The 23,784-nt window shown below is 71.5% G+C and carries 15 protein-coding genes; 10 read left to right on the forward strand and 5 right to left on the reverse strand.

Translation table 11 applies throughout. The annotated features are described in order from the left end of the window. Window positions 1–109 precede the first annotated feature (109 nt). The 3 genes from GIS00_RS28745 to ppc form a co-directional block, all read right to left on the reverse strand. On the reverse strand, window positions 110–2,161 hold the full coding sequence (locus GIS00_RS28745) for a DUF4012 domain-containing protein (RefSeq protein WP_154766744.1): 2,052 nt from the start codon (window positions 2,159–2,161) through the stop codon (window positions 110–112). Further along, window positions 2,158–3,474: a UDP-glucose dehydrogenase family protein gene (locus GIS00_RS02105; protein WP_154766745.1), complete on the reverse strand. Its 1,317-nt coding sequence runs from the start codon at window positions 3,472–3,474 to the stop codon at window positions 2,158–2,160. Before GIS00_RS02105 ends, GIS00_RS28745 begins: the two co-directional genes overlap by 4 nt. 70 nt (window positions 3,475–3,544) lie before the next feature. Further along, a complete protein-coding gene (gene ppc / locus GIS00_RS02110; protein ID WP_154766746.1) occupies window positions 3,545–6,391 on the reverse strand; it encodes a phosphoenolpyruvate carboxylase in 2,847 nt (948 codons plus the stop codon). Window positions 6,392–7,138: 747 nt separating this feature from the next. On the opposite strand from ppc, the gene GIS00_RS02115 reads away from it, so the two are divergent. Genes GIS00_RS02115 through GIS00_RS02165 form a run of 10 tightly spaced genes read left to right on the forward strand, consistent with a single transcriptional unit; the run spans window position 7,139 to window position 20,866 of the window. After that, window positions 7,139–7,411, forward strand: coding sequence for a hypothetical protein (locus tag GIS00_RS02115; protein ID WP_154766747.1), 273 nt, complete (start codon window positions 7,139–7,141; stop codon window positions 7,409–7,411). Then, complete coding sequence (locus GIS00_RS02120; RefSeq protein WP_154766748.1) at window positions 7,411–8,562, forward strand: DUF1972 domain-containing protein; 1,152 nt, start codon at window positions 7,411–7,413, stop codon at window positions 8,560–8,562. The genes GIS00_RS02115 and GIS00_RS02120 overlap by 1 nt, the downstream gene beginning before the upstream one ends. Then, the gene (locus tag GIS00_RS02125) at window positions 8,562–9,347 is read left to right on the forward strand and encodes a CDP-alcohol phosphatidyltransferase family protein (protein WP_230312722.1); all 786 of its coding nucleotides are present in this window, start codon (window positions 8,562–8,564) and stop codon (window positions 9,345–9,347) included. Before GIS00_RS02120 ends, GIS00_RS02125 begins: the two co-directional genes overlap by 1 nt. Further along, a complete protein-coding gene (locus GIS00_RS02130) occupies window positions 9,344–10,123 on the forward strand; it encodes a DUF4352 domain-containing protein (RefSeq protein WP_154766749.1) in 780 nt (259 codons plus the stop codon). Before GIS00_RS02125 ends, GIS00_RS02130 begins: the two co-directional genes overlap by 4 nt. After that, window positions 10,120–15,123: a PKD domain-containing protein gene (locus GIS00_RS02135; RefSeq protein ID WP_322097365.1), complete on the forward strand. Its 5,004-nt coding sequence runs from the start codon at window positions 10,120–10,122 to the stop codon at window positions 15,121–15,123. Before GIS00_RS02130 ends, GIS00_RS02135 begins: the two co-directional genes overlap by 4 nt. Further along, window positions 15,120–16,280: a glycosyltransferase gene (locus tag GIS00_RS02140; RefSeq protein ID WP_322097367.1), complete on the forward strand. Its 1,161-nt coding sequence runs from the start codon at window positions 15,120–15,122 to the stop codon at window positions 16,278–16,280. The genes GIS00_RS02135 and GIS00_RS02140 overlap by 4 nt, the downstream gene beginning before the upstream one ends. Then, a complete protein-coding gene (locus GIS00_RS02145; RefSeq protein WP_154766750.1) occupies window positions 16,277–17,257 on the forward strand; it encodes a glycosyltransferase family 2 protein in 981 nt (326 codons plus the stop codon). The genes GIS00_RS02140 and GIS00_RS02145 overlap by 4 nt, the downstream gene beginning before the upstream one ends. After that, a complete protein-coding gene (locus tag GIS00_RS02150) occupies window positions 17,254–18,258 on the forward strand; it encodes a glycosyltransferase family 2 protein (RefSeq protein WP_196073077.1) in 1,005 nt (334 codons plus the stop codon). The genes GIS00_RS02145 and GIS00_RS02150 overlap by 4 nt, the downstream gene beginning before the upstream one ends. After that, window positions 18,255–19,763 carry a lipopolysaccharide biosynthesis protein gene (locus GIS00_RS02155; RefSeq protein WP_196073078.1) on the forward strand — a complete coding sequence of 503 codons (1,509 nt, stop codon included), beginning with the start codon at window positions 18,255–18,257 and terminating at the stop codon, window positions 19,761–19,763. Before GIS00_RS02150 ends, GIS00_RS02155 begins: the two co-directional genes overlap by 4 nt. Beyond that, window positions 19,760–20,866 carry a glycosyltransferase gene (locus tag GIS00_RS02165; protein WP_154766753.1) on the forward strand — a complete coding sequence of 369 codons (1,107 nt, stop codon included), beginning with the start codon at window positions 19,760–19,762 and terminating at the stop codon, window positions 20,864–20,866. Before GIS00_RS02155 ends, GIS00_RS02165 begins: the two co-directional genes overlap by 4 nt. Before the next feature lie 40 nt (window positions 20,867–20,906). On the opposite strand, the gene GIS00_RS02170 is transcribed toward GIS00_RS02165, so the two are convergent. After that, window positions 20,907–21,908 (reverse strand): glycosyltransferase, encoded by a 1,002-nt coding sequence (locus GIS00_RS02170; protein WP_154766754.1) that lies wholly within the window; start codon window positions 21,906–21,908, stop codon window positions 20,907–20,909. Window positions 21,909–22,178: 270 nt separating this feature from the next. Further along, window positions 22,179–23,432 carry a right-handed parallel beta-helix repeat-containing protein gene (locus GIS00_RS02175; RefSeq protein WP_154766755.1) on the reverse strand — a complete coding sequence of 418 codons (1,254 nt, stop codon included), beginning with the start codon at window positions 23,430–23,432 and terminating at the stop codon, window positions 22,179–22,181. Window positions 23,433–23,784: the final 352 nt, after the last annotated feature.

The following is a 23,784-nucleotide window of genomic DNA, read 5'->3' on the forward strand; positions in this document are numbered from 1 at the left end:
CATGGTGCTCCACATCAGCCCTCCGGCGGGGGAATGTCACCCCTTCGGGTGGGTGCTTTCGCACCCCGAATCCGATCCACCGGAACCGGAGGTCACCGATGCCATCCGGTCAGGGGCACGGAAGCAGTTCCGCATCGGTGACGTCCCAGCTACCGACCCCGGGGGTGACGTGGGTCGGACCGGGGGCGGAATCACCCGACCAGGTGCCGGACACCACCACGTTTGTGTCGGTGCCGGGCTTCTGGTCGACGGTCGCGGTGAGCACCGACCGGCCGTCCTGCTCCGCGGCCACGACCGGGATCTCCTTGCCGTCGACGGTCAGCGAGGTCAGCTCCGCGCCGGCGGCCCCGAACACCAGGATGTTGGTGCGCAGCACGTACGGTCCGGCCTTCTCGTACCCGAGGACGTAGTCCGGGAGCCCGGAGGCCGGGGCGTCGTAGACCAGGTGGGTGGTCAGCGTGAAGTCCCGTCCGCCGGCGCCGCAGCCGCCTGGGGCCAGGGTGACGTCGCCGGAGGCGTAGTAGCCGAGCTTGCCGCCGGTGCCGTCGTTCCGGAAGACCCCGAAACCGGTCCCACCGCCGGGGAAGTCGCCGGCCACCGGGGTCGCCGCCAGGTCCTGCTGCTCGTCGGGGTGGCTGCTCCAGAGCATCACCCGGTGCTCCTGCGTGCCGCGCAGCACGCCACGCAGCAGCACGTCGCCGGAGACGCTGCTGGTCACCGTGCTGAACACCCGTGCGGTTGCCGCAGCCAGGAACACGTCGCGGGCGTCGCCGTCCTCGATGTCCGGGTAGAGCGTGTAGGCCTTGGACAGCAGGGTCTCGGTGAGGTTCTCGGCGTCGATGGTGATGTTGTTGCCGAGGTCGATCGGCGGAATGCCCTTCATCAGGTAGGACAGCGCGACCGGATCCACCGACAGCACCCCGTCCACCGCGGTGCCGGTGCGCTCGGTGTACATCTCGGAGATGGTCGAGGCCGCCGTCGGGAAGTCCGGGGTGAGGTTGACGTCGGTCGCGAACCGGCCGATCAGCCCCTGGTACAGCGCGTCCGGTACGTCACCGGTCACCGCCACCGGTGGCTCGAACTCGCCGAGATCACGGCTGGCCGAGCCCTGGCCGGAGAGGGTGAACTTCCCGTCGGTGAAGGTCAGGGCGGCATACGACCCGAAGATGCCGCCGGTGGCCCTGGGTTCGGCCAGGTTCTCGAAGACGACCAGGTAGGTCCGGGGTCCGTCGGCGCCGAGCATCGGCGGGACCAGCCGGCCCAGCCGTGCGGCGGCCGCGGTGGTGGACCCCAGCTCGGTCAACTGGGCCTGCAGCTGATCGACGGCGTCGGCGACCTGCGACACCAGGCCCGACCGTGGGATGGCGCCCACCCGGGCGGAGGCGGACCGGACCGAGTCGTCGGCCGCCTGCAGGGTGGGGGCGGCCTGCACGAGCGGGCCGAGGTCGACCGCGCCGTCCTTCGGGGCGAAGGTCGCCGGATCGAGCGTCCCGGCGACGTCGACCAGCCCGGGGGCGGTGCCGGTCGCCAGGTCGTCGACGGTGTGTGCGATCTCCGACACGGCGTCCAGGTTGGTGCCCAGCCATGGCAGCACGGTGGCGAGGCGGTAGACCGGATCGGACGTGGCCGACACCGCGTCGGCCGAATCCTGCTGCAGCTGGGCCACCGAGGTGCGCAGCTGTTCTGCGTCGAGATTGTCCAGATCCCGCACCTGCGAACGGATCTCGGACACCTTGTCGGCGGCGGCCTGCAGGTGGGAGTACGCCTGGTAGCTGCGCCAGGCAACCCAACCGCCGGCCAGCAGCACCAGGAGCCCGAGGCCCATCAGCGAGCGGCCGATGATCTTCCGGCGGCGGGAGCGGGCCCGGCGGCCGGACCTCGTCGAGGCCGGCACAGGGGTCGACGCGGTGGTCGTCGGGCCGGCCGCCGGCGCCTCGGTGTGGTCGGTGTCGTCGGCGCCGTCCTGCCCGGCCGGTCCGTCGGCGCCGTTGGCGTCGGACCGGTGGTCGTCGGCCCGGTGGTCGTCGGCTCGGTGGTCGACAGCCCCGTCAGCGCCGGGGGTCTCGTTGACGGGCCCGTTCCCGACAGGGCCGTTCCCGGCCGCGGCGGAACCGGAGGCGGCGGCGCCGGTGCCGTCGACCTCCTCCGGACGATCGGTCACGGGCGGCCGAGCGCGCGGTAGGTCCAGCCGGCAGAGCGCCACACCGAGGGCTGGAGGGCGTTGCGGCCGTCCAGCATCCGCTTCTCGCCGACGATCCGGCCCAGCTCGGTGGGATCGATCTCGACGTACTCGCGCCACTCGGTGAGCAGCAGCACCAGATCGGCGCCCGCGGCGGCCTCGTCCACGGTGTCGGCGAACCGCAGTCCCGGCCACTGCTTGCGGGCGTTGGTCACGGCCTCCGGGTCGGTGACCACCACGGTCGCGCCCTGCAGCTGCATCTGCGCGGACACGTTCAGTGCGGGGGAGTCGCGGATGTCGTCGCTGTCCGGCTTGAACGCCGCGCCGAGCACGGCGATCCGGGCCCCGACGATGGAGCCGCCGCAGACCTCGCGGGCCAGATCCACCATCCGCACCCGGCGGCGCATGTTGATGGCGTCGATCTCCCGCAGGAAGGTCAGCGCCTGGTCGGCGCCGAGCTCGCCGGCCCGGGCCATGAATGCCCGGATGTCCTTGGGCAGGCAGCCGCCGCCGAAGCCGAGACCGGCGTTGAGGAAGCGGCGACCGATCCGCGGGTCGTGGCCGATCGCGTCGGCCAGCAGGGTGACGTCGGCACCGGTCGCCTCGCAGACCTCGGCCATCGCGTTGATGAACGAGATCTTGGTGGCGAGGAACGAGTTGGCGGCCGCCTTGACCAGCTCGGCGGTCGCGAGATCCGCTGTCACCAAAGGGGTGCCGGTGGACAGCGGGGTGGCGTAGACCTCATCGAGCTGCTGCTTGGCGCGGTCGCCGGCGGCACCGGCGGGCAGGCCGTAGACCAGCCGGTCCGGGGTGAGGGTGTCCTTGACGGCGAAGCCCTCGCGCAGGAACTCCGGGTTCCACGCCAGGTTCGCCTCCGGCTGCACGGCCTGGACGACCTCGGTCAGCCGGGCCGCGGTGCCGACCGGCACGGTGGACTTGCCGACGACCAGGTCACCGGGGGACAGGAACGGCGCCAGCGAGTCCACCGAGGCGTCGACGTACCGCAGGTCGGCGGCGAACTCGCCGGCCCGCTGCGGGGTGCCGACACACACGAAGTGCACCGAACGGCCCTGCGCCGGTGCCATGTCCGTGGTGAAGCTCAGCCGGCCGGTGGCCAGCGATTCCGCCAGCAGTTCCGGGAACCCGGGCTCGAAGAACGGTGCCCGCCCGGCCTGCAGACTCGCGATCTTCGCCTCGTCGACGTCGATGCCGACGACGTCGTGCCCCAGTTTGGCCATGCACGCGGCGTGCACCGCACCCAGGTATCCACAACCGATGACGGACAGCGCGGTCATGCGCTCCTCCTGCCGGACGCGGGGCCGGCGAACACGCCGCCGGGGAACCCTCGTCGCCCGGTGCCGCCCGTCAGCCCGTGTTGCGCATCCCGGCGGCGACCCCGTTGATGGTGACAAGCATGGCACGCTGCAGGTCCGGATCCGGCTCGGCACCGCCGTCGACCCCACGGAGCCGGTGCAGCAGCTCCACCTGCAGGTAGGAGATGGGCGCCAGGTAGGGCTCGCGCACCTCCAGCGTGCGCTTGAGTTCCGGCTGGTCGGCCAGCATCTCGGTGCCGCCGGTGAGCGTCAGCACCTCCGCCACGGTGGTGGTGTGCTCCTCCCGGATGAGCTCGAACAGCCGGTGCAGTTCGGTGGGAACCAGTTCCCGGACGTACATCTCGCTGATGTCGAGGTCGGTCTTGGCCAGCGTCATCTCGACGTTGGAGATGAAGGTGCGGAAGAAGTGCCACTTGCCGTAGATCTCCGCGAGCACGTCGCCGTGACCGGCCTCGCGGGCGGCCCGCAGGCCGGAGCCGACACCGAACCAGCCGGGCACGATCTGCCGGGACTGTGTCCAACCGAACACCCAGGGGATGGCCCGCAGCGCCCCGATGCCGCCACCGGAGTCCGGCCGGCGGGACGGGCGGGAGCCGATGTTCAGCGAGCCGAGCTGCTCGACCGGCGTGGAGGCCAGGAAGTACGCGGCCAGGTCGGGATCGTCGAACAGCGTGCGGTACCGGCGGAAGGCCGAGTCGCTGACGGTGTCCATCACCTCGTCCCAGCTGGCCAGTTGCTCGTCGGACAGCCGTGGGGTGCGGTGCAGCGCGGATGCCTGGAGGGTGGCCGCCAGGGTGAGCTCGAGGTTCTCCCGGGCCAGCTCCGGCAGCGCGTACTTGTCGCTGATCACCTCGCCCTGTTCGGTGAACTTGATGGCACCGGTGAGTACGCCGTGCGGCTGGGCCAGGATGGAGTCGTAGGTGGGGCCGCCGCCGCGGCCGACCGTGCCGCCCCGGCCGTGGAACAGCACCAGCGAGACGCCGTGCCGGGCCGCGATGTCCCGGAGCGTGCGCTGGGTCTTGTGGATCTCCCACTGCGAGGTGGTGATCCCGGCCTCCTTGTTGGAGTCGGAGTAGCCGAGCATCACCTCCTGCACGTCGCCGCGCAGCCGGACCAGCTCCCGGTAGTGCGGGTCGGACAGCAGCTCGTCCAGCACCTCGCCGGACCGGCGCAACTCCTCCACTGTCTCCAGCAGCGGCGCGAATCCGATCTGCGCCCGTGCGGCCCGGGCGCCGGGGGTGCCCCAGAGGTCGATCAGCCCGGCCTCGCGGGCCAGCACCGCCGCGGCCAGCACGTCGTCGGCACCCTTGGTCATCGAGATGATGTAGGTCTCGATGACGTCCGGGCCGTAGGTCTCCAGCGCCTCGGCGACCACCTCGAACACACCGAAGGTCTTGCTGCCGTCGGCGTCCAGCGGCAGCGGCTTGATGGCCAGCGGCCGGCGGGAGCCGAGCTCGGTGGACAGCAGCGCCATCCGGGCCGGGCGTTCCAGGTCGCCGTACTTCCCGTCCTGCTCGCCGAGCCGGTCGACGAGCTGACCGACCGCGTGGTGGTGGGCCTCGGCGTGCTCCCGGATGTCCATCGTGGCGCCGTGCAGCCCGGTGGCCGCCAGCACCCGCTGCACCCGGGCGACCACGCCGGAGGCGGCGAGGGTGCCGCCGTGCTGCTGCAGCGATGCGGAGACGACGGCGAGGTCGGCCAACAGCTCCGCCGAGGTGGCGTAGTCGCGGCCGGGCTCGTGCGGCCGGGCCGCGGCGATCCGGGCCCGGGTGTTGAGCAGCTTGGCCTTCATGCAGGTCAGCTTGAGCCGGTAGGGCTCGAGGCGGTTGAGTTCCTTCACCCGCGGGTCCAGGCCCGGCAGGTGATCCAGGTCCTCCTGCACCGAGGCGACGAGATCGTTCGACACGGAAGCGATCTCGGTCGACACCGACAGAGCGGCCAGCAGAAGGTCGACCTGCTCGATCGCCGTGCCGAGCGCGAGTTGCGCCCCCAGCTCCAGCACCTGCTTGGTCACCGCCGGCGTCACGTTGGGGTTGCCGTCCCGGTCGCCGCCGATCCAGGTGCCGATGGTCAGCGGGGCCGCGGTCGCGGGCAGCGTCGCGCCGTGCTCGGTCAGTTGCTCGGCCAGGTCGTCGGTGAGCTCGCCGAGCGTGTGGCCCAGCAACTGCTGCAGGTAGTACAGCGCGTTCCGGGCCTCGTCGATCGGGGTCGGCCGCACCTGGCGCAGTTCGTCGGTCTGCCACATCAGGTCGATCACCTCGGCGAGCGCGCGGTCCTGCCGCCGCCGGGCGGCCGTGTCCGCGGTGGTCGCCTCGGCCAGCAGGTCGGAGACCCGGCGCAGCTTGGTGAGCACGCTGCGCCGGCTCGCCTCGGTGGGGTGGGCCGTGAACACCGGCCGGACCGCCAGGTCCGCCAGCGCCGACTCGAGTTCGGCGGGGCCGAGGGCCTCGGCCACCGCGGCGACGGTCCGGGCCATCCAGCCGGCCTCCACCGGCCGGCGGCGCAGCGCGCGCACCCGGTCGACCTGCTCGGCGGCGTTGGCCAGGTGGAAGTAGGCGGAGAACGCGCGGACCAGTCCGATGGCCTGCTCCAGGGGGAGTGCGGTCAGCATCGCCCGGACCTGGTCGGTGACCTCGTGCCGGGCCGCGGTGCTGTCGGCCTCCTGGGCCTGCTTGGTCAGACCGCGCACCTGCTCCACCAGGTCCAACAGCTCCTGGCCACCCTGGCGGGCGAGGGTCTGTCCGAGCAGCGCGGCGACCCGCCGGACGTCGGCCCGGAGCATGGCCCCGTGGGTGTCGTCGTTCTCCTCCGGGGTGCCGGGGGAGCCGGGGGCATCGAGCAGGGGTTCGACGGACGGTGATGCGGCCTCGGTCGTCATGGCGCACATCGTCCACGATCGCTGTGACGGACTCGTGACGCCCCCCACGTCCGTACGGGGACCGGCGCGGGGACCGTCCGCGCTGCGATTCCCGACCGACGGTGCCGGACACCCGTGCACCTGTTGTTCACGGTGCGGTCGTCCGCCGTTCCGTTCCCACGACCGCCGGCAAGGGACCTTCGGCGTCGGCCTGGCAGCTGCTTCCCCGGGCTCGGATGTGACCGGGATCTCCGGCGGTGCCGAACCGGTCCGTGCGAGTGCGGTACCGGTACGGTCCCGGGTCGACGGGCGGCCGCCCGGACCACGGGGTCGGCGTTCGCTCCGACGACCGGGCCGGTCCGCGGGATCGGCGGAGGGGTTATCGGAGCGTGAGTGCCGGGTGGCCGTTGTGCCCGATTCGGAGCAACGCCCCGTTCGTGTGTCGCTCCGACGGGGTGACGATCACTCACCGTGGCCGTGTGCCACCGTTCGACCAGCAGAGATGTGGCGGGTGTGTGACGGTCCCCCGCATCACCCGGTCACCGACCCTCACACGGAAGGCGGAAAAAGTTGCGTTTCAGCATCAGGGCCTGCGGATTTCGATCACCAAGTGTTAACTTTTCGGTACTCCGATCGGAGTGAGCGCGAGGCAGGTGGGTCGTCGGGGAATCACCTTCGCATGGTGCGTGGAACCGTTAGGTACAGACCTCAAAGGGGACTGTTTCGATGACTCGAGTCAGGCTTGCCGAGTACGCACGCTCACTGAGCGTGATCGTACTGGTGCCGACGGTGTTGCTGGGCGTATCCGCCACGGCCGCCGCCGCCACCGACGGCGCCGCTTCGACCGCCCCGGCCGCCGCATCCCTCCCCGTGGGCGCGCTGATCTGGATCGTGCTCGGTCTGGTCGGCGTCATCGCCGGGCTGACCGCCACCCGCAAGAGCCGGCGCGCCGGGCGCCCGTCGGCAGCTGCGGTCGCGGAGCCGCCGGCCACCGCGCACCCCACCGCCCAGGGCGCCCTCGCCACCGCCGGGAGCATCTGATGTTCCAGCGCCGCAACGCCCCGTCCGGCCCGCTGGACATCGCCCTCATCGGCACCCGCGGGGTGCCCGCCCACTACGGCGGCTTCGAGACCTGCGTCGAGGAGGTCGGCGCCCGGCTGGCCGGCCGGGGCCACAAGGTCACCGTCTACTGCCGCAACCAGGACGGCGTGGAACGCGCCCCCGAGTACCGCGGCATGCACCTCGTGCACCTGCCCGCGATGCGCCGCCGGTCGCTGGAGACGCTGTCGCACACCGGGCTCTCGGTCGCCCACCAGGTCTTCCACGCCGCCGATGCCGCCGTGGTGTTCAACTGCGCCAACGCCCCCTGGCTGCCGCTGCTGCGGATGCGCGGCATCCCGGTCGCCACCCACGTCGACGGGCTCGAGTGGAAGCGCGCCAAGTGGGGCGGCAACGGCCGCCGCTACTACCAGATGGCCGAGAAGCTGTCGGTCCGCTGGTCGGACGCGCTGATCGCCGACGCCCAGGGCATCGCCGACTACTACCGCGAGACCCACCACGCGGACACCGACCTGATCACCTACGGTGCCCCCGTCGTGGCCCAGCGGTCCGACCGGCTGGCCGAGCTCGGCCTCGAGCGCGACGGGTTCCACCTGGTGGTCGCCCGCTTCGAGCCGGAGAACCACGTCGCCGAGATCGTCCAGGGCTACACCCGGAGCGCCGCCACCAAGCCGCTCATCGTGGTGGGTTCGGCCCCGTACGCCCACGAGTACACGAAGCGGGTGCACGAGCTGGGTGACCGCCGGGTGCACTTCCTCGGCGGCGTGTGGGACCAGGAGCTGCTGGACCAGCTGTACGCCGGGGCCACCAGCTACCTGCACGGCCACTCCGTCGGCGGGACCAACCCGTCCCTGCTGCGCGCGATCGGCGCCGGCACCGCGACGAACGCGTTCGACGTGGTGTTCAACCGCGAGGTGCTGCGCGAGTCGGGCCGCTACTTCTCCACCGCGGACGAGCTGTCCCGGCTGATCGAGCGGACCGAGAACAGGCCGGCCGAGACCGCCCAGCGCGGGTCGCAGGCGCTCGACCGGGCCCGGTCCTACGACTGGGAGACGGTCACCGACGGGTACGAGGCGCTCTGCCACCGGCTCGCCGGCGTCCCGATGCCGGCCCTGGCGGTCAGGGCAGCCTGATGAACACCACCGACCAGCTGTCCCGGGGCGTCACGCCGGGACGGCCCCCCCGGTCCGCCCCGATGCGGGACGTGGTGGCCGCGCTGTCCGCAGCGCAGAAGACCTCCAAGGGTGCGCCGGCCTACTCCCGGTTCGTGAACCGGCCGGCCGGCCGCGTGCTCGCGGCGATCGCCTACCGCGCGGGAGCGACCCCGAACGGGGTCACCGCGGTGAGTGCACTGTTCTCCTTCACCGGGATCGCGCTGCTCGCGCTGGTCCGCCCGACCTGGTGGTCCGGCGTGCTGGTCGCGGTCTGCCTCGTCGTGGGCTACGCCTTCGACGCGGCCGACGGTCAGCTGGCCCGGCTCCGCGGCGGCGGGAGCGCCGCGGGGGAGTGGCTCGACCACATGGTCGATGCGCTGAAGATCTCCACCCTGCACCTCGCGGTGCTGGTCGGCCTGTTCCGGTTCACCGAACTGGCCGACGCGTGGATGCTGGTACCGATCGGCTTCGCGGTCGTCGCAGCGGTGATGTTCTTCGGCATGATGCTCAACGACTCCCTCCGCCGGCAGTTCACCGCCCGGACCGGGATCGCCGTCGAGCGCGGCGGGACATCGGGACTCCGTTCCCTGCTGGTGATCCCGACCGACTACGGGCTGCTCTGCGTGATCTTCGTGCTCTGGGGCGCCCCGTCCGTCTTCTTCCCGGTCTACGCGGTCGTCTTCGCCTGCAACGCCGGATTTCTCGCCCTCGCCGCGGTGAAGTGGTTCCGCGACATGGGTGCATTGGACAAAGGACCGAGATGAACCCGACCACCCGGCGGCGCGCTTGGCGCGTCGCCTTCCCTTCGGCTGCCCTGGCGACGGCGCTGCTGCTGACCGCGTGCACCTCCGCCGAGTCGCCGGCCACGAGCAGCTCGACCGCGGCCACCACATCGTCCGCCGCTGCTTCTGGTACCGCCGGCACGAGCGCGACGACGATCTCCGGCACCGGCTCCGGATCCGTTGCCCCGTCCGGCTCCTCGACCTCCGGTGGTGCGCAGCCGTCCGGGACCGGGTCGGCCTCGCCGTCGGCGACGAGCGGCACCACCTCCGACGACCTGCAGACCACGGCCACCCGGGCCACCACCCCGGTCGCGCCGACCTCGCCCGGCAACATCGACCAGACCGTGCCGTCGCGAGCCGAGACCACCGCCCCTGCCGTCGATCTCACCGAGACGGGGAACTACGGCAACGGGGTCACGGTGCTGCTGGACAAGATCACCGCGGTGGAGACCGCCGCGGAGCTGCCTGGTGAGGTCGCCGGACCCGGTGTCCGGATCGACGTCTCGATCACCAACGACAGCGACGCCGCCATCGATCTCGGCAACGTCGTCGTCGATCTGCAGGACAAGGACGGTGGCCCGGCCACCTTCATGACCGCGGATCCCAGTGCGCCTTTCTCCGGGAGCCTCCCTCCGGGCGAGACCGCAAGTGCCGTTTACGTTTTCACCATTCCCGCCACCGACCGTTCGGGTGTGACGGTCACCGTCCGCTACTCCATCGACGCCCCCGTCGTGGTCTTCACAGGAGATGCCCAGTGAGTAACAGCAGAAGTGCGGTGCCCGGAACCGGTAGGTGGCGTCGTCCGACCTCCCTGCTCGGCACCATCGCCCTGACCATCGGCGGCCTCGTCGCCGTCGCCGCCGTGGCGCCGGCGGCCTCCGCAGCACCGGCGCCGATCGCCGACCCGCCGGCCAACATGGTGACCGCCGATGGTCTGCCCACCACCCAGATCAACGGTGTGGCCTGGGACCAGGTCGTCGTCGGCAACACCGTCTACGTCGGCGGTGAGTTCACCAACGCCCGCCCGGCCGGCGCTGCCGCCGGGACCAACCTGACCACCCGGAACAACGCGCTGGCCTACAACCTGAGCACCGGCGCGCTGGTCACCGGCTGGAACCCGAACGTCAACCGGCAGATCAAGACGATCGCCGCTTCGCCGGACGGGTCGCGCATCTACATCGGCGGCAGCTTCACCACCGTCGGTGGCGTGACCCGCAACCGCATCGCGGCCATCAACGCCTCGACCGGAGCGCTGATCACCACCTTCAACGCCGGCGTCGACTACACCGTCAACGCGATCTCGGCCACCGACACCACCGTCTACGTGGCCGGCGCGTTCTCCAGCGCCAACGGCTCCACCCGGACCCGCCTCGCCGCGTTCAATGCCAGCAACGGCGCGCTGACCGGTTGGAACCCGAGCGCGGACCGCACGGTCAACTCGATGGTCATCTCCCCGGACGGCGCGGTCATCGTCGGCGGCTCCTTTGAGAACGTGAACGGCAGTGCCGCCTACGGTCTCGCAAAGATCGATGCCTCCTCCGGCGCGTTGCTGCCGTGGAACGCCACCAACCTGATCCGCAACGCCGGCGCGAACGCCTCGATCCTGAGCCTGTCCACCGACGGCACCGCGATCTACGGGTCCGGCTACCACTTCGGCGCGGGCGGCAACCTGGAGGGTGTCTTCTCCGCCGACCCGGCCACCGGCAACATCCGGTGGGTCGAGGACTGCCACGGCGACACCTACGACCAGTACGCGGCCCCGACCGGGGTCATCTACTCGGTGAGCCACGCCCACTACTGCGGCAACGTCGGCGGTTTCCCGCAGTCCGACCCGTGGTCGATCAACATGCGGCACGCGCTGGCGTTCTCCAAGGAGGCCACCGGCACCCTGCTGGCCGACCCGTACGGCTACTACAACTTCGAGGGCACCCCCAGCCCGACCCTGTACTCCTGGTTCCCGGAGATGGACAGCGGCAGCTACACCGGCAAGGACCAGGCCGCCTGGAGCGTCACCGGCAACGACCAGTACGTCGTCATGGGCGGCGAGTTCCCGACCGTCAACGGCAAGGCCCAGCAGGGTCTCGTCCGCTTCGCGGTGAAGCCGATCGGCCCGGGCAAGATGGGTCCGCAGGACTCCGGCGCCAAGTTCGTCCCCTCGGTGCGCGCCATGCCCTCGGGTGCGGCCCGGGTCTCGTGGCAGGCCAACTCCGACATGGACGGCCAGACCATGACCTACACGCTGACCCGCAACGGCCAGACCGTGTACACCACCACCGCGAAGTCGGTCTTCTGGGACCGGCCGGCGATGGGGTACATCGACACCGCCGTGGTGCCCGGCACCACCTACAAGTACCGGCTCACCGCCACCGATCTCGACGGCAACACCGCCACCGGTGACATCGTCGACTTCGTCGCCCAGGCCGGCACCGGCAGCACGCCGTACGCCCAGCAGGTGACCGCCGACGGTGCGGCGCCGTACTTCCCGCTGGACGAGGCGTCCGGTGCGGTCGTCTACGACAACGCCGGCTTCGCCGACGCCGACAGCTGGAACCTGACCCGCGGCACCGCCGGCGCCATCACCGGTACCACCGCGAGCACCTTCAACGGCTCGAACAGCCTGGCGGCCACCCGGATCGCGGTCCAGGGCCCGGACACCTTCACCGCGCAGATGTGGATCAGGACCACCACCACCTCCGGCGGCAAGATCCTCGGCTTCGGCAACAACCGCACCGGCCTGTCCGGCAGCTACGACCGGCACGTCTACATGGACAACCAGGGCCGCATCTTCTTCGGTGTGTACCCGGGCTTCTCCGCCACGGTGAACGGCTCGGCCTCGTACAACGACGGTCAGTGGCACCAGATCACCGCCCAGATGAGCTCCGCGGGCATGAAGCTGTACGTCGACGCCAAGCTCGTCGGCCAGCGCAGCGACGTCACCACCGGCCAGAGCTACCAGGGCTTCTGGAAGATCGGCGGCGACAACCTCGGTGGATGGCCGAACCAGCCCTCCAGCAACTACTTCGCCGGTGCCATCGACGAGGTCGCGCTGTACCCCACGGCTCTCACCCGCCAGCAGGTCAACGCGCAGTGGGTGGCCGCCGGCCGCACCTCGGTGATCCCGGCCGCCCCGGCCGACAACTACGGCAAGGCCGTCTACAACGACGACCCGCAGCTGTTCTGGCGGCTCGGCGAGTCCTCGGGCAACGCCGCGGCCGACTCCGGCCCGAACGGTGACCAGGGCGGCATCTACCAGAACGGTGTCGGGCTCGGCGCCGCCGGCGCCCTGCAGGGCGTGGCCAACACCGCCGCGACCTTCGACGGTGGCGACGATTTCGTGGCCAGCACCAACGCCTACAACAACCCGAAGAACTACTCCGAGGAGGCGTGGTTCAAGACCACGTCGACCAACGGCGGCAAGATCATCGGGTTCGGCAGCAACCAGTCCGGCTCGTCCGGCGGTTACGACCGGCACGTGTACCTGACCCAGGACGGCACCGTCTGGTTCGGCACCTGGACCGGCCAGGAGAACAAGGCCAACAGCGCACCGGGCTACAACGACGGCCGCTGGCACCACGTGGTCGCCACCCAGTCGACGACCGACGGCATGAAGCTCTACCTGGACGGCCAGCTGGTCGGCACCAACCCGCAGACCTCCGCCCAGGACTTCTCCGGGTACTGGCGGGTCGGCGGCGACACCCAGTGGGGTTGCTGCTCCGGCTACTTCAACGGGACGATCGACGAGGCCGCGGTCTACAACAAGGTGCTGTCCGCCTCGACCGTGTCCAACCACTACCTGCTCGGCACCACCGGTGCGCCGGCCAACCAGGCGCCGACCGCGGCCTTCACCTCCGCGGCCACCCTGCTGGACGCCACCTTCGACGGCACCGGTTCCACCGATGCCGACGGCACCATCGCCTCGTACGCCTGGAACTTCGGTGACAACAGCACCGGCACCGGTGCCACCCCGTCGCACAGCTACACCGCGGCCGGCACCTACCAGGTGACCCTCACGGTGACCGACAACCGTGGTGCCACCAACGCGATCACCAAGCCGGTCACGGTGACCGCGCCGCCGCCGAACCAGGCGCCGACCGCGGCCTTCACCTCCGCGGCCACGTTCCTGGACGCGACGTTCAACGGCGGCGGTTCCACCGACACCGACGGCACGATCGCCTCGTACGCCTGGAACTTCGGTGACAACACCACCGGGACCGGTGCCACCCCGTCGCACAGCTACACGGCGGCCGGCACCTACCAGGTGACGCTCACGGTGACCGACGACAAGGGCGCCACGAACGCGATCACCAAGCCGGTCACGGTGACCGCCCCGCCGGCGAACCAGGCGCCGACGGCGTCCTTCACCGCCCAGGCGATGGAACTCACCGGCAACTTCGACGCCACCGCGTCGAGCGACCCGGACGGCACCATCGCGTCCTACGCCTGGAACTTCGGGGACGGCACCTCGGGCACCGGGAAGACCGTGTCGCACCCCTATGCGGCGGCCGGCACCTACCAGGTGACGCTGACCGTGACCGACAACAAGGGCGCTACCGGCACCAGCACCCAGCCGCTGCAGGTCACCGCACCGGTGCCGAACCAGGCACCGACGGCGAACTTCACCAGCTCGGTGGAGAACCTGACGGTCAACGTCGAGTCCACCTCGACCGACACCGACGGCACCATCGCCGCCGTCGCGTGGAACTTCGGTGACGGCGCGACGGCCACCGGTGCTGCCGCGGTGCACACCTACACGTCCGCCGGCACCTACCAGGTGCGGATCACGGTGACCGACGACGACGGCGCCACCGGCACGATCACCAAGCCGGTGACCGTGACCGCCGCGCCGCCGGCGAACGTGGCGCCCACCGCGGCGTTCACGAACACCGCGAACGGGCTCACCGCCGCGTTCAACGGGTCGACCTCCACGGACCCGGACGGCACGATCACGGCGTACTCGTGGAACTTCGGGGACGGGGTCACCGACCTCACCTCCGGCGCCACGGTCAGCCACCCGTACGCCGCGGCCGGGACCTACCAGGTGTCGCTGACCGTGACCGACGACAAGGGTGCGACCAACACCGTCACCAAGCCGGTCACGGTCAACGCCCCGGTCGCCGCGCCGATCGCGCTGGACACCTTCGGCCGCACCACGGCCAACGGCCTCGGCTCGGCCGAGACCGGTGGCGCCTGGACGGTCGCCGGTGGCAACGCGAACTTCTCGGTGTCCTCGGGCACCGGAAAGATCCGGATGTCGGCGGCCGGCGCGGGCCCGTCGGCCACCCTCGGCGCGGTCTCCGCCGCGAACGTCGACGTCAAGGTCGACGTGTCGCTGGACAAGGCGCCGACCGGCGGCGGCATCTACATGTCGCTGGCCGCCCGCAAGACGGGTACGTCGGAGTACCGCACCACGGCGAAGTTCCTGGCCGACGGCCGGGTGCAGCTGCAGCTGGTGAAGATCGTGAACGGCACCTCCACCACGCTGCAGACGGTGAACGTCTCCGGCGTCACGATCACCCCGAACAGCCCGGTGACCATCCGGCTGCGGACCTCCGGCACCTCCTCCGTGGCGCTGTCCGCGAAGGTGTGGAACACCGGCGGCACCGAGCCGGCCGCCTGGCAGGCCTCGGCGACCGACAGCGCGAACACGATCGCCGCCCCCGGTGGGATCGCGCTCTACCCCTACCTGTCGGGCTCCGCGACCTCGGGTGCCGTGGTCGCGAGCGTCGACAACCTCAGGGCCGACGCCCTGAACCCGTGACAGCGGGTGCAGCGCGCCGGGTGCTGATCGCCCACCCGAGCGCCGACCTGTACGGGTCGGACCGGGTGATGGTGGAAACCGCAGCCGCACTGGCGGACCGGGGCTGGCAGGTCACCGTGACCCTGCCGGCCCCGGGGCCGCTGGTGCGGGAACTGGAGAAGACCGGGGTGACGGTCGAGTTCGACCGCTCCCCGGTCCTCCGCAAGAGCGCACTGCGGCCGGCCGGACTGCTCCGGTTGGTCGCGGAGATGGTCCGGGCGGTGCCCGGTTCCGTCCGGCAGGTCCGGCGGGCCGGGACCGACCTGGTCTACGTCTCCACCCTGACCATCCCGCTGTGGGTCCCGATCGCCCGGCTGCTGCGCCGGCCGGTCGTGGTGCACGTGCACGAGTCCGAGCGCAACGCCCCGCTGATGGTGCGCCGGCTGTTGGCCCTCCCGCTGCTGCTGGCCACGAGAGTGCTGGTGAACAGCCGGTTCTCGCTGTCGGTGCTGACCGACAGCTTCCGCCGGCTGGGCCGGCGGGCCGAGGTCCTCTACAACGGGGTCCCCGGGCCGGAGCGGTTCACCCCGCCGCGGACCGAGCTGACCGGCGGGATCCGGCTGCTGTTCGTCGGCCGGCTGTCCCCGCGCAAGGGACCGCAGATCGCGGTGCAGGCGCTGGCCCGCCTGCGGGAGCAGGGGACCCCGGCCCGGCTGGACCTGGTCGGGGCGGTGTTCCCGGGGTACGAGTGGTTCGAGCAGGAACTGCGGGAAACCGTCACCGGGCTCGGCCTGGACGATGCGGTCACCTTCCACGGATTCCAGGACGACGTCTGGCCGCACCTGGCCGCCGCCGACGCGCTGCTGGTGCCCTCCCAGGGCGACGAGCCGTTCGGCAACACCGCCGTGGAGGCCGCGCTGGCCGCCCGGCCCGTGGTGGTCAGCAGCAGCAGCGGCCTCGACGAGGCCACGGCGGGTTACGGTGGTGCGCACCGGGTTCCCGCCGACGACGTCGAGGCCTGGGTGTCCGCGGTGCAGCAGATCGCCGCGGACTGGTCCGGTCACCGGGACCGGGTGCTCGATGACGAGCGGACCGCGCGGCGTCGTCATGCGCCCGAGGTCTACCGCGAGGACATCGAACGGCGACTGGCCGGGATCGGGCGGAGGGCGAAGGCATGACCGACACCGGCCTGACCAGTGGCACCTCCGACCGCCCGGTGCTGGTCGCGATGCTCACCTTCAAACGCCCTGCGGACCTGGCCGAGGCGCTGCCCGCGGTGACCGCCCAGCTCGCCTCCGTCCCCGGCTCGCAGCTGCTGGTGGTCGACAACGACCCGGCCGGGAGTGCCGGGGAGGTCGTCCGGGCAGCGGCCGGCGTGCGGTACGTGCTGGAATCGGAGCCGGGGATCGCCGCGGCCCGCAACCGGGCGCTGGACGAGGCAACCGAGGACACCCTGCTGGTGTTCATCGACGACGACGAGACCCCGTCCGAGGGCTGGCTCCGCGGACTGGTCGGGACCTGGCGGGAGACCGGCGCGGCCGCAGTGGCCGGGGCGGTCGTCTCCGAGTACGACGAGGAGCCGGGGGAGTGGGTGGCGGCCGGCCGTTTCTTCGACCGCCGCCGGTTGCCCACCGGCACCGCGATCGAGGTCGCCGCCACCAACAACCTGCTGCTGGACATGCGGCGGGTCCGCGCCCTGGGTCTGCGGTTCGACCTGCGGTTCGGCATCAGCGGCGGTTCGGACACACTGTTCACCCGACGGCTGACGGGGGCCGGCGGGCGGATGGTGTGGAACGACGAGGCCGTGGTGGTCGACCGGGTCCCGGCGTCCCGGGTCACCCGGGAGTGGGTGCTGCGCCGGGCCTTCCGGTCCGGCAACTCGTGGACCCGGACCTCGCTGGCGCTCGCGGGTTCGCCCGCGGCGCGGGTGCGGGTCCGGATCCGCGCGGTGCTGACCGGCCTGGTGCGGATCGCCGGCGGCGCTGCCGCGGCGCTGCTCGGCCTGGTGACCGGGCGGCTGCCGCGCCGGGTCCGGGGGGTGCGCACCATCGTCCGCGGGGCCGGGATGCTCGCGGGCGCATGGGGTGTGCACTACCGGGAGTACGCCGCCCAGCACGCCACCGGACCGCAGGCGTCGTCCGGGGCCGCCGCGTGACGCCGGACCGGGTCGGCGTGGTGGTCGTCAACTTCTCCTCGCACCAGTTGGTCGGCGAGAACCTGGCCGCGCTCGAGGCGTCCGGCGGCGACGATCCCGATCTGCTCGCGGTGGTGGTGGACAACTTCTCCACCGCCGGCGAGCGCGAGGCCGCCCGGCGGCTGTGCCGCGACCGCGGCTGGGAGTTCGTCGCGGCGCCCGGCAACCCGGGCTTCGGCGGCGGCGCGGACCTCGGCGCCCGGCGTGCGCTGCAGGCCGGCTGCGACGTGGTGGTGCTGCTGAACCCGGACGCCCGCCTGGACCGGTCCGGCGTGCTCCGGCTCGCCGCGCTCTGCCGCGGCGATCACGACCTGCTGGTGGCGCCGCTGGTGCAGCGACCGGACGGCAGCGTCTGGTCGGCCGGCTCCCGCATCGACCTGGCCACCGGCCGGGTCGGCCGGGCTCCCCAGCCGTTCGTGTCCGGCCCGGACCGCTGGCTGTCCGGGGCCTGCCTGGCGATCCACCGCAGCGGCTGGCAGCAGCTGGATGGATTCGGTTCCGGCTGGTTCCTCTACTGGGAGGACGTCGACCTGAGCCGGCGGTGGGTCGATCTCGGCGGCACCCTGCTGCTGGCCGACGACGTGACCGCGGTGCACGACGCCGGCGGCACTCAGGAGCACGCCGGCACCCGGCGCAAGTCCGGCCTGTACTACCACTACAACTGCCGCAACCGGTTGCTCTGGGGCGCACGGCATCTCGGCACGCCGGCGCTGCTCCGCTGGGTGCTGCGGACGCCGGCCGAGAGTGCCGCCGTGCTGCTGCGCGGTGGCCGCCGGCAGATCCTGGCCTCGCCGTCCGTCCTGTGGTCCACACTGACGGGGACCACCCGCGGCCTGGGGATCGCAGTGGCCGAACTGGCCCGGCGCGGGGTGCGGACGGTGCTGCGGCGCCCGGCCGCGCCTCCTGCAGGCGGTGCCGGGTCGGGAACGCGGATGCGACGGACAGAGGAGGCGGCACGGTGAGCCGGGTGGACGAACGCGGCGGCGAGACCGCCGCGGAGGGCAGCACCGACGGGTTGCTGCAACCCTCCGACGTACCGCCCGCGGCCTCGGCGCAGACGGTGGAGGAGGCGGACCGGGCGGAGGCGCCGGTCGCGTCCGCCGCGAGGACGAAGAAGAAGTCGGGCGGCATCTGGTCGTCGGTCGGCCGCAGCGCCGGGGTGAAGATCCTGGTGCTCCCGGTGTCGGCGATCCTCGGGGTCGTCAACGTCCGGCTGATCATCGACCACTTCGGTACCGGTGCGTTCGCCCAGTACGGGCTGCTGGTCGCGATCGGGAACCTGCTGCCGTTCGCCGATCTCGGCATCTCGGCCGCGGTGATGAACGTGGTGGGTGCCTCGAAGGACCCGCGCCGCGACCCCAAGGTGCACGCGATGCTGGTCAGCACGATCCGCATCCTGATCGGGTCCTTCGCCGTGCTGATGGGCCTCGCGGTCGCCATCACCGCTCTCGGCCTGTGGGGCGACATCCTCGGCGAGGGACTGGATCCCGCGACCGGTCCGCTCGCGGCGGCACTCTGTCTCGCGGCCATCGCGGTGAGCCTGCTGTTCGGCTTCAGCCAGCGGATCCTGGCCGGCGTCGGCAAGAACCACGTCTCCATCGGGCTGCTCGGCCTGCAGACGCCGATGGTGCTGGCGGTGCTGCTGATCGTCATCAACACCGACTCGCCGATCGGCCCGTACATCGCCGTCGTGCCCTACCTGGCCACCCTGCTGATCCAGCTGATGACCACCGGGGTTGCCGCGAAGCTGATCAACCCGACGCTGAAGCGGGCGGTCCGCGACGTACCGCGGATCCGCACCGTGCGCGGCGGCAAGGTGTTCGACGTCGCCTGGCCGATGATGATCCAGATGGTCGCGCTGCCGTTCGCCATGCAGACCGACCGCCTGATGCTCAGCCACTTCTCGACCACCGACCAGCTCGCCGAGTACAACCTGGCGTCGCAGATGTTCACCCCGGTCTGGCAGGTGGTGAGCGCCGCCGGGTTCGCGTTGTGGCCGATCTTCGCCAAGCAGCGCAGCGACGGCCAGAAGGGGTCGCCGCTGCCGATCTCGCTCGGGTTCGGCGGGGCAGCCGCCGTCGTCACGCTGGTCATCGCCGGGGCGTCGCCGTGGTTGGCCGATCTCGCGTCGGGAGGCGAGATCTCGGTGTCGCTCCTGCTGGTGGTGGTCTTCTCGGTCTTCATGGTGTTCCAGGCGCTGAAGTACCCACTGGGCATGTACCTGACCGACGCAAAGGGCCTGCGGTTCCAGGCCTACATGATCCTGCTGATGGCACCGGTCAACATCCTGCTGTCGTACTGGCTGACCGGCCCGCTCGGTGCGGCCGGGCCGGTCATCGGGTCCCTGGTCGGGGTGGCGATCTTCCAGTACGCGGCGAACCTGGTGTACGTCCGGCGCCGGTTGGCGAGCACCCCGGACGCGGTGCCGGCCGGGGTCGCGGGCGGCACGTCCGACGACCCGGCATGAAGCGCAGGGCAACGGATCCCGTTCCCGGGATCGTCCGGATCTACGGGTCGGTGCGGACGGCGCACCTGGAGCGGTTCGCGGTGATGGCCCCGTCCACGGTGCTCTACCGGTCGCACCGCTACGACTACGACGACTCGGCGGTGGCGCCGGAACGACGTCCGCGGCGGATGTCCCGGCTCGGCACCGTCGGCCACCTGCTCCGTCACCGGTACGGGGTGGCCGAGCTGAACGAGCCGCTGGTCTGGCGGCGCTGGCCGGACCTGGCCGCGCAGATCCTGGCCATCCGGCTGCGTGGCGGCTGGGGGCGCCGACGCACGGTGATCTCCGCCTACTGCATCGGGTTCTCCGATCCGGCGGGCGAGATCCGCGACCGGTTCCGGGTGCTGCCCGCGGCCCCGGTCCGGTGGGCCGCGCGGGCGATCGGCCGGGTGCTGACCCGGGGGTTCGACCGGCTGGCCTTCGGTACCAGCGGTTCCCTCGAGCTGTACCGGCAACTGGTCGGGGCGCGCACGGTGGACCGGCGGGCCGAGCTGTTCGAGGCGCTGCCGGCGCCCTGCGACTGTCCGGCAGACGATCGACAGACGGGTGAACTGCTCTTCGTCGGGGCCTTCTCCGACCGCAAGGGCATCCGGCAGCTGATGGCGGGGTGGGACGAGATCCGTTCCGCCCGGGGTGATCTGACGCTCACGCTGATCGGCAAGGGCACGCTGGCCGACGAGGTGACCGCATGGGCGGCCGACCGGCCGGAGGTGACGGTGGTGATCGATCCACCGAGGCCGGAGATCCACCGGGCGATGCGCCGTGCCGCCGCGCTGGTGCTGCTGTCCCAGCCGGTGGGTGCCTGGCGCGAACAGGTGGGACTGCCCATCACCGAAGGGCTCTCGCACGGCGCACGGATCCTGGCCACCGAGCAGACCGGGCTCGCGCCGTGGCTCGCCGCGCACGGGCACGTCGTCGTCGACGCCGATGTCGGTGCCGCCGGTGTCGGGCGGGCGATCCTGGCGGTGCTCGACGGTCCACCCCCCGGGGAGTCCGTGCTCGCCGACCTGCCGGCCGTCGACCAGCGGCTCGCCGCGGACACCTGGATGACCAGGACGGACTGAGCCCGGCCGGCGCTGCCGGCCGGTCCTGGGAAGGGTCCGTTCAGCGCTTCCGGCGGCGCTCCAGCACGATCCGCAGGGCGGCCCGGTAACCCTCGACGTGGGCCGCGCCGACCGCGTCCCACTGCCGGGCCGACAGGTCCGGGGCGTCCGACCGGTCGTTCTCCGCGACCGCGGCCAGCGCACCTGCGAGTGCGCCGGCGGTCAGCTCACCGTCGAACAGGTGCACCCACCCGGGGCCGACCTCGGCGGCCAGGTCCCGGTTGATCTCGTTGTCCGGCACCAGGATCGGTCGGCCGAGGGACAGCGCCAGCAGGGCGGCGCCCGAGTTGTGCATGGCCCGGTACGGCAGTACCACCAGGGCCGACCGCCCGATCTCGACAGCCATGGTCGGGTCGTCGACGTACTCGAGCCGGGCCGAGATGCGCCGGTCCGCTGCTACGGCCGCGGTCACCTGGGCTGCGATCGCCGGGTCCTGGGCCTTGCCGACCACCCGCAGCGACAGGCCGTCGCCGGACAGCGCGGCGAATTCGTGCAGCAGGACGTCGACGCCCTTGTAGGAGCGGAGCAGACCCACGTAGCCGAGCCTTCCGGGCACCTGCGCCGGCACGTCGAGACCGGCGAACCACTGCGTGTAGTCGCCGTGCGCGATGACCGCGCGCGCGGCTCCGGGCACCGGGAGCGGGGTCGACGGGACGAGCGTGACGAAGAGGGTCGTCCACCGGTCGAACAGCCGGAGCAGGGCCCGCTCGGTGCGGTTGCCCTCCTCGTGCGGGCGCAGGTTGTGCACGGTGCGGACCAACGCCCGCGGGCCGGTCCTGATGCGCAGCAGCACGACCAGCAGCAGAACCCGGCGCAGCCACCGCTTCAGCGGCGAACCGGACCGGAGCAGCAACTCCGGCCAGTGCACGTGCAGCACGTCGAAGCGGCCCAGCACGGCGTCACGCCAGGAGAAGGTCAACGGGACCACCTGCCCGCCGATCGAGTCCCAGAGCTGGGCCAGGTACGGGTTCGTCGTGTCCCGGATCGCCGAGAACGACTGCATCACCCGGATCCGGCCGGCCGGGCGGTCGGCCCCCGTGGCGTCGTTGGTTCCTCGGCCCGTCGTTGCGCTGCTCAGCACTCGCACTGCACCTCTCGCACTGCACCTTTCGGGTCCGGGCGTCCCGGTCCGGGCCGGCGTGCGTCCTTCCCCGGGAACGCCGATCGGCCGGGGCGGATGCCCCGGCCGATGTCGGTGGTGTCCCGGGCCAGCGGTGCCCGGGGAGATCGGTGCCGTCAGTATCCCCTGCGAGGTGACCTGACCGGTAGCCGGTCAGTAGCCCTTCGAGAACGGCACGGCCGAGCCGTCGTCCTCGAAGACGTTGCCGGAGAAGTTGCCCAGCCCTGGGCCCCGGAGGATGTACATCTGGGAGCCCCAGGTGGACCGCATGAACTTGTTGTCGCGGCAGGTCAGCGACGAGAAGGTGTTGTCCCGGCCCGAGCAGATGTTGACGGTGGCCTGGCCGCCGGCCAGCCAGTTGTCCTCGATCAGCACGTTCTCGATCTTGTTGGCGGCCGAGCTGTCGACCTCCTGCTTGATCATCAGCGCCGAGTTGTAGTTGTCGTCCGCATCGTCCTGCAGCTGCTTGGCCTTACCGGAGTGGTGCGCGGCGACGTAGCGCGTGCCACCGATGGTGTTCCCGCGGATGACGTAGTTGCGGCCGCGGTGGAACTGGATGCCGTCGGTGTGGGTGTAGTACGAGCCGGCGTAGGGCATGTTCGGGGTCTTCGCGTCCCACTCCATGTACAGGCCGTTGTGGATCCAGTTGCCCTCGGCGGTGACGTTGCCGAGCTGCGAGGTGAAGCAGAGGCCGTCAGGGGCGTTGTTGATCTCGGTGCGGCGGATCGTATAGTTGCCGCCGCGCATCCCGCTGCACCAGGGGCTGCCGCGGCCGATCAGCAGGCAGTCCTCGACGAGCAGGCCACGGCCGTTGTCGTTGGAGAAGATGATGAAGGCGGTGTCCGTGCCGGTGGCCAGCGTGCCGTGCACGACGCAGTTGCGGATCACGACGTTCGAGTAGGCACGGATGTTGATGGTGCCCCAGACCTCGAGGTTCTCGATCACCTGGCCGTTGGCGGTCGCCGTGAAGTCGCCCTGGACCTGCTTGAGGCTGGTGCCCTCGATCGGTCCGGTGGTGGAGGCGCCCGGCTTGTAGGTGCCCGGCTTGAGTGCGCGGCGGATCGCGGCGGCATCGCCCTTGGTGGTGGTCGGGGCGGCCGTGGTGGCCGGGGTGGTCGGCGCGGCGGTGGTGGCCGGCGTGGTGGGCGCGGCGGTGGTGGCCGGGGTGGTCGGCGCCGCGGTGCTCGCCGCCGAGGTGGTCGTCGGGTCGCCCAAGGCCCGGGAGGTCGGGTCGATCAGCATGATGGTGCTGTCCCCGCTGGCGCCGGCGGCCACCCGGGAGGCCCGGGCGATCTGCGGGACGGCCACGCCGACGGCGACGGGCACACCGAGGGCGGCGAGACGGAGGACGTTGCGCCGGCTGAACCGACGGGCGACCGCGGGCTGCGGTGACACGGTGTTGTCCATCTCGCTGCTCTTCTCTTGACGGTGAGTGTTCGAGGAGATTCACGCTGCGTGAACCTTCGGCACTGACTGTAGTTGAAGTGACGCAGAGTGGTCCAGCATCTACGGAGCGTTTACAAGTTGAACGCTCCACCGTGGCATGAGGGCTGGAGAATCTGGCTCTGGGTTGCGCATCGAGCTCCCGATCGACGTACTTTCGGCTGAACGGTTCCGGCCGGGGTGTCCGGTTCGCTGACCTTGTGTCACACGGTCGGCCTCTTCATCTGGGGAAAATGCCGACCTGGGGTGCCGAAAGGACCCGTGAAGCGGCCCGGCGGATCGTCGTAGCGACGTGACCTCACGCACAGTCAGGCCG

This window comes from Nakamurella alba (genome assembly GCF_009707545.1).
GTDB lineage: Bacteria > Actinomycetota > Actinomycetes > Mycobacteriales > Nakamurellaceae > Nakamurella > Nakamurella alba.